This window comes from Xenorhabdus budapestensis, assembly GCF_002632465.1.
Classification (GTDB): domain Bacteria; phylum Pseudomonadota; class Gammaproteobacteria; order Enterobacterales; family Enterobacteriaceae; genus Xenorhabdus; species Xenorhabdus budapestensis.
Window position 1 is genome coordinate 81,238 of sequence record NZ_NIBS01000009.1, and the last position, 14,121, is coordinate 95,358.

Annotated in this window: 8 protein-coding genes; 6 read left to right on the forward strand and 2 right to left on the reverse strand. The window is 38.6% G+C overall.

All coding sequences use genetic code 11. The annotated features are described in order from the left end of the window. Positions 1 to 219 precede the first annotated feature (219 nt). From ychF to Xbud_RS10240, 3 genes are all read left to right on the forward strand, one after another. Entirely contained in the window at positions 220 to 1,311 is a 1,092-nt protein-coding gene (gene ychF / locus Xbud_RS10230) for a redox-regulated ATPase YchF (protein WP_099135976.1), read from the forward strand. A 318-nt stretch (positions 1,312 to 1,629) separates the two neighbouring features. Further along, a complete protein-coding gene (locus Xbud_RS10235) occupies positions 1,630 to 2,928 on the forward strand; it encodes an HlyD family secretion protein (protein ID WP_244589907.1) in 1,299 nt (432 codons plus the stop codon). Beyond that, on the forward strand, positions 2,921 to 5,020 hold the full coding sequence (locus Xbud_RS10240; protein WP_099135977.1) for a peptidase domain-containing ABC transporter: 2,100 nt from the start codon (positions 2,921 to 2,923) through the stop codon (positions 5,018 to 5,020). The genes Xbud_RS10235 and Xbud_RS10240 overlap by 8 nt, the downstream gene beginning before the upstream one ends. A gap of 146 nt (positions 5,021 to 5,166) precedes the next feature. Here the strand turns inward: Xbud_RS10240 and Xbud_RS10245 are convergent, their stop codons facing one another. Further along, positions 5,167 to 5,352: a hypothetical protein gene (locus Xbud_RS10245; protein WP_099135978.1), complete on the reverse strand. Its 186-nt coding sequence runs from the start codon at positions 5,350 to 5,352 to the stop codon at positions 5,167 to 5,169. Positions 5,353 to 5,473: 121 nt separating this feature from the next. Continuing rightward, positions 5,474 to 5,704, reverse strand: a complete 231-nt coding sequence (locus Xbud_RS10250) for a hypothetical protein (RefSeq protein WP_099135979.1) — start codon at positions 5,702 to 5,704, stop codon at positions 5,474 to 5,476. A 693-nt stretch (positions 5,705 to 6,397) separates the two neighbouring features. On the opposite strand from Xbud_RS10250, the gene panP reads away from it, so the two are divergent. The 3 genes from panP (at position 6,398) to Xbud_RS10265 (ending at position 14,096) form a co-directional block, all read left to right on the forward strand. Continuing rightward, positions 6,398 to 8,071 (forward strand): pyridoxal-dependent aspartate 1-decarboxylase PanP, encoded by a 1,674-nt coding sequence (panP, locus tag Xbud_RS10255; RefSeq protein WP_099135980.1) that lies wholly within the window; start codon positions 6,398 to 6,400, stop codon positions 8,069 to 8,071. 646 nt (positions 8,072 to 8,717) lie between these two features. Next, on the forward strand, positions 8,718 to 10,355 hold the full coding sequence (locus Xbud_RS10260; protein ID WP_099135981.1) for a cyclic peptide export ABC transporter: 1,638 nt from the start codon (positions 8,718 to 8,720) through the stop codon (positions 10,353 to 10,355). A gap of 486 nt (positions 10,356 to 10,841) precedes the next feature. Then, positions 10,842 to 14,096 carry a non-ribosomal peptide synthetase gene (locus Xbud_RS10265; protein WP_099135982.1) on the forward strand — a complete coding sequence of 1,085 codons (3,255 nt, stop codon included), beginning with the start codon at positions 10,842 to 10,844 and terminating at the stop codon, positions 14,094 to 14,096. Positions 14,097 to 14,121: the final 25 nt, after the last annotated feature.

A 14,121-nucleotide genomic window follows, 5' to 3' on the forward strand; every position in this document is an offset into this window, starting at 1 on the left:
TGAAAACTAAGCGTCAGAAAGCAGGATGGGATAATGGTTACATGCTGAAAGTCCTCACGGTGGGTTTTACGTCAGTATAATTTAGACCCGTTTGCCCTACAGATCCGGGGAGTAGTGCGTGGCGCGTCAGACTATTGCGTGTATAATAACGCCAATTTTTTATAACTCACCGACAGACTATTATCTGTCGGTTTATAAGTGATCAAAGGTGATAAATCTATGGGATTCAAATGCGGTATCGTTGGCCTGCCTAACGTTGGGAAATCTACATTATTTAATGCGCTGACCAAAGCAGGTATCGAAGCAGCAAACTTCCCTTTCTGCACTATCGAGCCAAACACGGGTGTTGTACCAATGCCGGATCCACGTCTCGACCAGCTGGCTGAAATCGTAAAACCACAGCGCATCCTGCCAACCACAATGGAATTTGTGGACATTGCTGGTCTGGTAAAAGGTGCTTCAAAAGGCGAAGGTCTGGGTAACCAGTTCCTGACTAACATTCGCGAGACGGAAGCGATCGGTCATGTTGTACGCTGCTTCGACAACGACAATATCGTGCACGTCTCCGGTCAGGTTGATCCCGCTGCCGATATTGAAGTCATCAACACCGAGCTGGCATTGTCAGATCTGGATACTTGCGAACGTGCTATCCAGCGCGTTCAGAAGAAAGCTAAAGGTGGTGATAAAGATGCCAAAGCTGAATTAGAAGTGTTAGAAAAATGTCTTCCTCATCTTGAACAAGCAGGCATGTTGCGCTCTTTAAACCTGAGCACGGAAGAAAAAGCTGCCATTCGCTATCTGAGCTTCCTGACGTTGAAACCAACGATGTACATTGCCAACGTCAATGAAGATGGTTTTGAGAATAACCCACATCTTGATATTGTTCGTGCCATTGCAGAACAAGAAAGTTCTGTGGTTGTTCCGGTTTGCGCAGCTATTGAAGCGGATATCGCAGAGCTGGAAGAGGCAGATCGTGAAGAATTCATGGCAGAGCTGGGGCTGGAAGAACCCGGTTTGAACCGTGTTATTCGTGCCGGATATCAGTTGCTGAACCTGCAAACCTATTTCACAGCAGGGGTAAAAGAAGTGCGTGCATGGACAATCCCGGTAGGTGCAACGGCGCCACAGGCTGCGGGTAAAATCCACACTGACTTTGAAAAAGGCTTCATCCGCGCTCAAACTATCTCATTTGAAGATTTCATCACCTATAAAGGTGAACAAGGCGCAAAAGAAACAGGTAAAATGCGGGCTGAAGGAAAAGATTATATTGTTAAAGATGGCGATGTAATGAATTTCTTGTTCAACGTCTGATCTACGAATAAATTTGTTTATCTTGTCCGATACTAATCGATGATATTTATGCTTAAAATCCGCGTGATGACGCGGATTTTTCTTTTATAAGCCCTCAAAATATTGCAATAATCCTGCCTATTCTTAATATTCCAAGACGAAATTTTAAAAATCCATATTAAGAAATTTTGTTAATGGTTGAAGTGGCATTCAGGTTAACTATATTACAGTGATATTGCATCAGGCAGGCCAAATCTACCAACATCACATTGATAAATTGATATTTTCAGCTATTCCTCAAGCCATAATCATTAAATAAAGTATGAAGATTAATTATATATGACTGCTATGAATAAGTTATTTAGGCAAGAAGCCTTAGATAACCAAAAATCCAAATGGACGGGAAAAGCACTATTGATAGCAAAAATTCCGGCATGGGTTATTTGTATTGCTTCATTAACTTTTTTAACTGTTTTATTTATATTTATTACTTTTGGAAATTATACAAGGCGTATTAGCGTTTATGGCGAGGTCATCACTAATCCCCATCCAATAAACATCTTATCTTCTCAACAAGGATTTATTTCAAAAGCATTTGTCAAAGCAGGAGACATAATAAAAAAAGGCCAAAAAATTTATCAGGTAGACTTCAGCCAAATTACGGAGTCAGGCAAAATCAGCACTAATACAAAGAACTCCCTCAAAAATCAATTAACACAAGTCAATAATATCATTCAAAACTTGCAATATAATAAACGCATCACTTTAGAAAGCCTTGAAGAACAAAAAAGACAGTATGAATTATCCCACGAGAAGGATAGAGTTATCGTTGAAAATGCACGTCAGGGCGTTGAATTTGCAAAAGAAAACATGAAAAACTATAAGAGCTATCAGAAACGAGGGCTTATTACTAAAGATCAATTTAATAACTATGGATACTCTTATTATCAGCAGCAAAATACATACCAAAATCTATACAGCCAATATATCAGCGATTCATTAAAAATCACAAATCTGAATAGTGATATTATGCTCAAAAAAGCAGATTTTGATAAACAAATTTCACAATACAAAATTCAACAAGATGATCTACAGCGGCAACTAGCCGAAATGGCTGCCAGTGGCTCCTTATTCATTACCTCCCCTATTGATGGGCGTATTGAATCACTTGGATTTACCGTGGGGCAAATGGTCATTACAAATGATAATTTGGCACAGGTGATCCCAAATGATGTAAAACCAACTTATTATTTAATCCTATGGGTTCCTAATAACAGTTTACCCTACATTACAAAAGGTGATGCAATTAATATACGTTATGATGCCTTTCCATTTGAAAAATTCGGCCAGTTTTCAGGGCATATCAATAATATTTCATATGTCCCGGCCTCCTCTCAAGAAATGTCTCACTATAAAAGTTCACCGATAAATAAGGTTGGGGAAAAAGCCGGATCTTATTATAAGGTGTTAGTCAGTCTGAATAAGAATCAGTTTAGTTATAATGGAAAAAAACTATATTTATCTAATGGCATGAAAGCCCAGTCTACTTTCTTCCTTGAAAAAAGACCTCTTTATCAATGGATGTTCTCACCATTTTATGATATGCAAAAAACATTAACAGGCCCTAACAATGAATAAAGCATCTTTTGACGTCATTACGGAAAAATTGAATTTAGGATTCAGAAGAAGAATCCCCAAGATTTTACAAACTGAAGCAGCCGAATGTGGATTAGCAAGTTTAGCAATGGTATTTCATTATCATGGGTTACAAATCGATTTATCCAGTTTACGCAGTCAGTTTGGAATTTCTACACGAGGGGCGACACTCCCTGTATTGATTAGTATAGCTACTACGCTCAAATTCAAAACCAGAGCTGTGTCGTTAGATCTTGATGAACTTCACGCATTAAAAACTCCCTGCGTTTTACATTGGGATATGAATCACTTTGTTGTCTTAGTGAGTGTAAAAAAAAATAAAATTACTATTCATGATCCAGCATTTGGCCAACGGGTAATGAGTACTCAGGAATTCTCCAAACACTTTACCGGTATTGCATTGGAATTATGGCCGGGTAGTAATTTTACTCCCGTAAAAAAGCAAAATAGATTACGTATCATCTCCTTGTTAAATAATATTCAAGGAATTAAATCTGCTCTGGGGAAAATTTTCTTCTTATCTATTGTCATAGAAGCTATTAATATACTGCTCCCAGTGGGGACACAATTGGTCATGGATCATGTTATCGTTGCTCAAGATCGTAGCCTCTTAACCATTATTTGCTGTGGTTTGCTCTTCTTTATCTTATTTAGAGTCAGTGTGTCAACGTTACGTAGCTGGATATCCATCACTATGGAAGCATTTGTTGATGTGCAATGGAAATCAGGTGTATTCGACCATTTAATGAAATTACCTTTAGCTTACTTTGAAAAACGTAAGTTAGGTGATATTCAGTCACGCTTCGGTTCACTAAATATTATTCGTACAACCTTTACCCAAAATATTGTTAATGGAATTATTGACACCATTATGCTGATCAGCGTCTTTGTTATGATGCTGCTTTACGGTAACTGGCTGGTTTGGATTGTATCAGGGTTCACTATTATCTATATAGTAGTCAGGTTCCTGACCTATCAATATTACAGACAGCTTTCTGAGGAACAGATAGTTAAAGAGGCCAGAGCAAACTCCCATTTTATGGAAACGTTATACAGTATTAATACATTAAAGGCGTTGGGGTTATGTGAAACCCGGGCAAAATCCTGGCTAAACCTGAATATTGATACCCTGAACTCAAATACTAAACTCAATAAGATAAATTCAATTTTTAATATCATTAATGTTTTTATTACTACTTGTGAACAAATTATCATCCTGTGGTTAGGGGCATCATTAGTGATAGACAACCAAATGACACTCGGAATGTTTGTTGCTTTTAACGCATACCGGGGACAATTTGCGGATAGAGCAAGTAATTTGATTGATATGGCAATTAAATTGCGCATGTTAAATTTACATAATGAGAGAATTGCCGATATCGTCCTCTCTGAACCAGAAAGAGAAGCCCCTGCGCGGGAAATCGGCATTTCAGGGCAACCTGTTGATTTGAGAATCCATGATTTATATTATCAATATGATAGCTTATCAAAGCCTGTGATATCCGGCTTTAGTCTTAATGTCAAAGCGGGAGAAAGTGTGGCCATTGTTGGCCCATCTGGGGCTGGAAAAACAACACTCATGAAATTAATGAGCGGGTTATTAGAGCCAGATAAAGGCACTATTTTAATGAATGGGCTTGATATTAATGTCATTGGTCTAAATAACTACCGGAAGTGTATTGCCTGTGTTTTGCAAGACGATAAATTACTTTCCGGCTCTATCGCTGAAAACATATCCGGTTTTGATCCTTCACCCGATATTGAACTTATACAAGAATGTGCTAAACGTTGCAGTATTCATGATGATATTTTATTGATGCCAATGGCATATGAAACACTTATTGGTGAATTAGGCAATGGATTATCTGGTGGACAAATACAAAGGTTATTGATAGCCAGAGCGCTTTATCGTCGCCCAAGCATTTTATTTATGGATGAAGCAACCAGCCATCTGGATTTGACTAATGAAGCGCATATCAATGAATCAATCTCTGCATTGAATATTACCAGAATTATTATTGCCCATAGACCATCAACAATTAAATCTGCCGAGCGTGTTATCTCTATGTCATAGATTTGATTTATTTTTCAATTGATTTTCTGCTATGCCTTGAAATATATAGTGAATATTTTGAGAAAAATCATTAGCCATTCTAATAGAACAGCTAATGATTTATATCTTATATAAAATTTAAAATTGATGTTCAGAACTTATCTGAATTAGTTATCACATACTGGTTCGATATATGGGGGAATAACTGGCCATTCTGGTCGAATGACATATGGCATATAATCAATTATGCGCTTTGCGTATTCGCCAATTTCTTTCAATGCTGGATCATCTTTCTTCATAACAGAGCCAGCACCTGAGACCTGGCCTAATTCAATGGTTGTTAACTCTTTCATATATCACCTCATTATTTAATTATTGATAACAATTGATATTAACTTCCTAGTACATTAATTAAAAAATCATATAAAATCTATATTATTCTGTTTTATGAATATGCACTCTGAAATTTGGAATTTATTTATCATCGAAACTATCAATTATATCACAACCAAACTTTTCTAAAGCATCTGCCTCACCTTTAATAAATCCGCCTAAATCTTTCGAGATATAGCCTTCTTTGGTAAGGAAATCAACGGTATTATTAATTGCTTTATCAAGGACGTGAATACCGACTTTTATCGCTTTATGCCAGTCAAAAGCACCACCTGCAACCTGCTCTAATTCAATAATTGTTAACTCTTTCATATATCACCTCATTACTTATTAGTATCATCATTTAACTAAATTAGAACCATAATACATAAATAGATAATGGTTTTAATTATGGCTCCAGAAAAATTAAAATAATTATAAAGTGAGACAAAGAAATTCAAAAAATGATCCTAAAGTCATTGAATAAAATCTTTCTGTGATTCAGATCAAATTTATATTTTTCTGGAGCCAGCTTTCTCCGCTGTTCTGATATCACCATAAATTATTTGTTCTTAACTTTTATTAAACAACCAACCATTTATCACATACTATTTTTTGAGTAGTGATTATCTTTTCTATAAGAAACTATTTTCATCATCAATAGATAAAAGAAACTGATAAAAATTAATAATACTTATTTATTTGGCTACTTTCAATTTATCAATCATGACATACTAAAATCTGAAAATTAATATAAATCACATTAACCTGAGTATAGTTTTATTATTATTTTTTCACAGAAAAATCATCAGTAATTTTTAATAATATCTATACAGAATAGATGAATCTCACCCTTAGTTTGATCTGATCAATACAGAAAAAGAGAGATACAAAGAAGGCAATAAACCAGTATTCCAAAGGGATACACCTACCGTTCAGCTGCACCCAACTACTTGCGCGCAACAATGATATGATTAATGCTGTTCACACTACATTAATTAGCGATTCTGGAGAGGCAAACCAACTATGCAGAATTCTCTTGACAGACTGAATCACAATGAAACAGAAAAGACGACTCCTCACGATAATTATTCGGACACACAAGAATGGCAAGAATTATTCAATCAATTTACCACCAATATCGGTGAAAAAGCGTTGTCTGAACTGGAAGAGAAGATTGCAGATGACCCTGTAGGTTATTGTTGCCGTGAGCTAAACAAACCAGTACATGAACTAGCAGAGCTAGAGCAGAAGTTCTCTTCGGTATTCATACCAGAAATTCCCATTGATACCGAAAAATATATCCAAAATTTGAATGAAAATGTTCTTAACCAAGTGATGCCTGTGTCATCCCCTACTTTTGTTGGTCATATGACATCAGCCCTTCCCAGACATTTACCTGCGCTTGGCAAGATATTGACCGCCCTGAATCAAAATTTAGTCAAACTGGAGACATCGCATGTTCTGACCGTACTGGAGCGCCAAGTGTTGGGTATGATGCACAAATTGGTATACGGTTGTGATGAGAGTTTTTATAAACAATGGTTGCACAGTGGTGATTATGCTCTGGCAGCCTTCTGTTCTGGCGGAACACTGGCTAATCTGACTGCCATGTGGGCATGCCGAAATCAGCTCATGCCAGCCGACGAAAATTTTGCCGGTCTCAAGCGTGAGGGACTAGCCAGAGGTTTACTCCATTACGGTTACAATGGAGTGGCGATTTTGGTATCAGAACTAGGACACTATTCGCTGAAAAAAACCGTGGATGTGCTCGGCTTTGGACAAGATGCACTAATCAGTGTTGATGCCGACAAAAATGGACAGATCTGTATTGATTCCCTCTACTCACATCTGAAAAACCTGCGTCAGCGCAATATCAAACTCATGGCAATTGTCGGAATAGCCGGAACAACAGAGACCGGCTCAATCGATCCGCTGGACGTGCTGGCAGATATCGCCGAGCGCGAGCAGTGTCACTTCCATGTTGATGCTGCCTGGGGAGGCGCGAGCTTATTGTCAGAACGCTATCGATATTTATTCAAAGGCATTGAGCGCGCTGATACTGTGACAATTGATGCTCATAAACAAATGTATGTCCCTATGGGAACGGGCATGGTACTGTTCCGCCAGCCTACTCTGACTGATTCTATCGCCCAACATGCCAATTACATTGTACGTAAAGGTTCGAAAGATTTAGGCCGCCACACCCTGGAAGGTTCACGCAGTGCGATGTCACTGATGTTACACAGTAACCTGCACCTGCTTGGCCGACAAGGTTTTGCCCAACTAATAGATAGCAGTATCGAGAAGGCACAGCAATTTGCGGACATTATCCGCCAGCAGGAAGATTTCGAGTTAGTCAGCGAACCACAACTCTGTCTGCTTACTTACCGATATATACCGCCAATGGTATTGACGGCACTACGCAACGCCCCTGAATCTGTGCGGAAAAAACTACACGATACACTGAATATACTGAACCAAAATATCCAGACTATACAGTGGGCTGCCGGAAAGTTTTTTATCTCACGTACCAGTCTCAGACCCGTACAATGGGATCGACAACCAACAACTGTTTTGCGTGTTGTACTGGCAAATCCATTGACGACTTTAGAAATACTTGAGTGCATGTTGGAAGATCAACGCGAACTGGCACAACAAAATCCGTTATGGCAAACCTTACAGAACTTAATCAATTGAGATAACTTAATATCCGCTTCATCTTTCAATTTGTAATTCGAGCTCTATTGGATATATACCCAATAGAGCTTCTGGGATAATATGTATAAAAAAATAAATCGAAACGATCATTCCAGAATTAAATATATCCACCGCCCAAATAATACAAAACATTATTTAACCGTTTCAGCTATTAGATAAATATTATTTAAAACCAAACCTTTTAATTCAAATAAACATTTATAATGCAATCGATCACTTTCTCACTCTTTTCTGTGCAAGAAGTGAGCGAGCACAGCTAACTAACAAAGAGACAACGTGAAAGACAGAGGGAACATATACTATGTTAATGAGATGATATAGAATTGTATAGAATTACACCTATGTTACTATCTAATTACTTGGGGAAATTATTTATACCTCTTTATTCTGCTATCACAAATAAACTCTATCAATTAACGAAAAAAATAACACACATAAATTAATGTAATATCTATTACAATCTATTACCTATGAATTGTGACTTTTATCACGATTTAAATTGATTAACATTTATGTTTATAAATCTTCCTTGAAATTTCACCAGAAAAAAATAACCATGTTGAGTCTCATTGACCAGTATATATTTTTTTATATTACTCATAATCTCCTATAATGGTTTATTTCTATGACTCTAATAGCTTATCTCTATCGTCAATCCTGGATATTGCTGCTTCTATCAACAATATTTGCATTAATCAGCGGGTTTACGGGTGCATCAGTAGTAGGCATGATTAGCCAGGGAATTACAGGTGCAGTTAGTCTCTCATCATTTATCTGGAACTTTTTTGGTATCTGCATTCTTTTTTTTATTACTAAGACCTTATCAGAAGTTCTGCTATCACATTTAACCCAGGCAACGATTTATTCCCTGCGACTGAGTCTGAGTAATAAAATATTACGGGCACCTTTCAAGAAACTGAACAATATCGGGAAACATGGCCTGTTGGCTGTTCTGACCAAAGATGTCGATGTGTTTATACACTCCTTTATGTTAGCACCAACCGCCTTTGGCAATATTACACTTATTATCGCTTGTTTCGGCTACTTAGCCTGGATTTCCTGGCAACTCTTTATCATTCTGACCGTTGTCTGTCTGCTCACAATGTATATCTTCTATTTCTTGGAAAAGCGCCCTATACGCCTGATGGAAGAGATGCGTGAGCAGGTAGATAAGATATACCTCAGCTTCCAACAGCTAATCGATGGCAGCAAAGAGTTAAAACTCAATAGTCAGAAAGGCAATGCGTTTATTGACAGAGTCATTTCTCCCGGCGCGAAAAAATTCAAAGAGATCTGTATTAAAGCAAATAACAACTACGCCTGGGTACTGAATGCCGGCTCGGTGGTCTTTTATATTGTCATCGGCTTTATGATTTTTGTTGTACCTATCTGGTTACCTCAAGAGCCTTCTAATTTGATGACAGTCACTCTGATTGTTCTATTTTTATCCGGCCCAATCAGCGAATTGATCGGCGCAATTCCAGAATTAAGACAAGCCGAAATTTCGCTACAAAAAATGAAACAACTGGATAGCGAGTTGGAAGAATCTCTGTATATACAACAAGCTAATACACCAAACCCATTTGCAAATGAACAGTCACTATCGCTTGAATTAAAAGATGTCGTTCACCACTACACTACCGACAAAGAAGATCGGGAGTTTAAACTGGGGCCGATGAGTCTGACTATTTCCCAAGGCGAAATTATTTTTATTGTCGGTGGAAACGGAAGCGGAAAGACAACACTTGCCATGCTGTTAGTCGGCTTGTTCGAACAAGAATCCGGCTCTATCTGGCTTAATGGTGTAAAAATGGATCAGACAAATAACGAACACTATCGTCAATACTTTGCAGCCGTTTTCTCTAATTACCATCTATTCGATCAACTGTTAAATACCGGAGCAAATGTTACCGAAAAAGCGACCCATTATATTGAAGCTTTAAACATGAGCCATAAAGTCAAAATCGTTGACGGACAATTCTCGACAACTGAACTTTCAGCCGGTCAGAGAAAACGCTTAGCCTTAGTGTCTGCTTATCTGGAAGATCGTCCTATTTATCTATTTGATGAATGGGCTGCGGATCAAGACCCTGTATTTAAAAGAATATTCTATACAGAATTATTGCCGGAACTAAAAGCTCGTGGTAAGACCGTTATTGTTATTAGCCATGATGATGCATATTTTGATATTGCAGAACGCGTAATTAAGTTGGAAGATGGACACATTAAAGAGGTAAACACCAATAGCCATCATTCTGGCTGAAAATGATCTAGATCAAAGACAACCTACTTATTATAAATATATCCTCGCCCATTTTGAGAGCCTCGTTAAACAGGCTCTTTTTTTATAGGATATATATATCATTTAGATTATTATGTTATATAAAATATTCATAATAATAACACTTATTACCTATAATAAAATTAGATATAAAAGAAAGGGAATATCACTATGTAAAGTTTTTTTATTTAATATATAATCTAACACCTTAAATACCATAATAAAGAAAAAATACAGCTTATATACAAAATGAAATTAACTTATAACTTTCCTGTGAAATGACATTCATGTCACTGTAATGTTTTTTTTATTACGTTGTACTTCCATCGCATTAATTTTCTGCTGGAAAATAAATTTATTGAACTTTATTTAACCAATATTTTTGGCCTTAAATTCTGTTCTTCTTTTTTGTTTTATCAGTTCTCAAGTTTTTGTTTTTCCATATACCCATAAAAGGGGAGCTATAAAATGAATTATCCTGATACATTGAAATCATTTGCTTTATCAGAAGCACAAAGCAGCCGTTGGTTTCAATATCAAATTAACCCGGCCCAAAGGGGGCAGAATAATAGTGCGTTTTGTGCCAGAGTTAAGGGTTTAACTGCTGAGAAATTAGAAGACGCACTCAATCATCTGATAAAACGCCACCCTATGTTACGGGCTAGTTTTGGTCAATATGACGGTAAGTTAGGATACCAAATAGCAGAAAATGCCGTGATTAAGATCACCAGACATGATGCCAGGGATCTGAGTGAAGAAACGCTACAACAAGTCGTTCGTAATGATTGCTGGCACGCTTTCGATCTGAATAATCCATTACGTGTTTATGCCAGTTGGTATCAATGTGATGATCAGGAAAGCGTCATGGTATTAACCTTTGACCACCTTGCCGTTGATGGCTGGTCTTATTGGATATTATTGGAAGAACTGGGCAAGCTCTTAACCGAACAAGAATTACCCCCTGCATCAGAACGCAGTTACCAAGACTATGTTATCTGGCAACAGCAATGGCTGAATAGTAACAATGCCAAAAAACAACAACAATTCTGGTGCGATAATCTGAGCGGCCATTTAACAGAATTACAATTGCCTATTAGCAATAAACCGGTAATTAACCAATCTCCCTCGGCAACAGATAAAATTACGGTTCCCGGCAAGCTCTCCGATACGCTGACCAAAAAACTACTTACAATGGCGGAAAAATATGGCAATAGCCTGTTTGCAATTTTTCTGGCTGCCTATCAAATTCTGTTACATCGTTACACTGGTCAGGACGATATTTTTGTCGGCTCTATAATGCCAGGTCGCAGCCGGGCTCCCTGGGGAAAATTGGTGGGTGAGTTTGTCAACCCAGTAGCCTTACGCGGTCAAATCAATGGCGAAATGACTGTACAGGAACATATCTTACAAGCAGTTAAAACTATTCGTCAGGCTATCGAGAATCAAAAATATCCTTTCCCCAAAATCCTGGAACAAATTAAGGTACAACGGCACGCAGATACCCACCCTGTTTTCCAGACGATTATGACCTTTCAACAACCCAGATATATCAGTAACCTGGTATCACTTTGGATGGATCAGAGTGGCAGTACGACTGTGCACTGGGGAGGAGCAGAACTGCGATCTTTCCCATATCCTTATTATGCCGAGATGCCTGTTCCTCTGATGGTTAATGTTATAGAAGTCGATCAACAGATTAATTGCGGTTTTCATTATGATACTAAGTTGTTCGATGCTGAGTTAATCGCTCAACTCATGAACAATTTTTTCAACTTGCTGACAGTAATGGCAGATGATGATCAACAGACTATTGACAGCTTACCGTTGATGGATGAATCAGAACGCCAGCAAATTCTCTATAATTTTAATGCAACTGACGTCTCCTACCCACAAAACATTCTGCTTCACCAATTATTCGAACAACAAGTCAACTATGCGCCGGCAGCAATTGCACTGGTTTGTGATAATCAACAATTGACTTACGAGGAATTGAATCGTCAGGCCAATAAACTCGCACACGCTTTTGTTGCAGCCGGTATTCAGGCAGATAATCGCATCGGTCTCTGCATGGAACGTAGCCCGGCTATGGTCATCGCATTACTGGGAATATTAAAAGCGGGTGCAGCTTATGTTCCTCTCGATCCAGAATATCCGGCAGATCGTCTCAAGCATATTCTGACCGACAGTAGACCGGCACTTATCCTGAGCCATCATGGGTTACAAAGCCACTTACCAGACACTAATGCTCCTTTGTGGATATGGGAAAGCGAAGAATTGCAGGCAACTATCGCTGAACAGCGGGAAGATAATCTCTCTATCACCGATTTGGGGCTGACATCGCGTAATTTGGCCTATGTTCTGTATACCTCAGGGTCAACAGGTTTACCTAAAGGGGTAATGAATGAGCATCGTGGTGTCGTCAACCGCTTACTTTGGGCTAAAGATGAATATCAATTGAACCCTAACGATCTCGTATTGCAGAAAACCCCATTCAGTTTCGATGTTTCAGTATGGGAGTTTTTCCTGCCTTTGATTTCCGGTGCTCAATTAGTTATGGCACGCCCCGGAGGTCACAAAGATCCCCTTTATTTGCTGGAAGAGATTGAATCCAGAGGTATCACAACCATCCATTTTGTTCCCTCTATGCTACAAAGTTTCATTCATCTCACTCCGGCAGGACATTGCCCTTCTTTACGTCAGATTTTGTGTAGTGGAGAAGCCTTACCGTATTCCCTGCAACAACAGTGTTTATCTCACTTCCCTCACAGTGAGCTGCATAATTTATATGGCCCGACCGAAGCCGCTATTGACGTAACATCCTGGCGTTGTGGATCAGAAAAATATGTCGATTTAGTACCAATTGGTCATCCTATCGCTAATACACAAATCTATATTTTGGATAAACATGATCGGCTTGTTCCTATCGGAGTGACCGGGGAAATTCATATTTGTGGTATTGGTGTTGCCCGCGGTTACTTAAATCGCCCTGAACTAACGGCAGAACGTTTTGTTCATGACCCATTCAGCAATCGCCCGGAAGCACAGATGTATAAAACGGGAGATTTGGGGCGTTGGCTACCTGATGGCAGCATCGATTATCTGGGCCGTAATGATTTTCAGGTCAAGATACGGGGAAATCGCATTGAATTGGAAGAAATTGAAACTCACCTGGCCCAATGTGCTGGTGTTCAGCAAGTTGTGGTTGTTGCACGTGCATATGACTCAGCAGATACAAGGCTGATCGCCTACATCATCCCCCAATCAGGTACTACACTGAATATTCCTGAACTACGGGAACAATTGGGCAATAGCCTGCCTGATTACATGATCCCCAGCGCATTTGTCATGTTGGATGCTTTCCCACTGACATTAAGTGGCAAATTGGATCGCCGCGCTCTCCCCATTCCCGATCACTCATCAGTGATCACACAAGAATATGCAGCACCACAAGGTGAAATTGAAGAACAACTGGCTGATATCTGGCAAACGGTATTGAAGATAGATCGTATCGGACGTTATGACAATTTCTTTGAGCTCGGTGGGCACTCGCTCTTGGTTCTGCAACTTCAATCAAGAATTAATGAAATCTTTGACGTTGATATCTCTATCCAGCAATTGTTTGCACATCCTTCTATCTGCCAGCTTGAAGAGTGCATTATCAACGCTCAATTACTGCAATTTGACGCAGATTCCCTACAAGATATTTATAAATCAATGGAATAAATCTGGCTCTCAAATGGTACTTAAA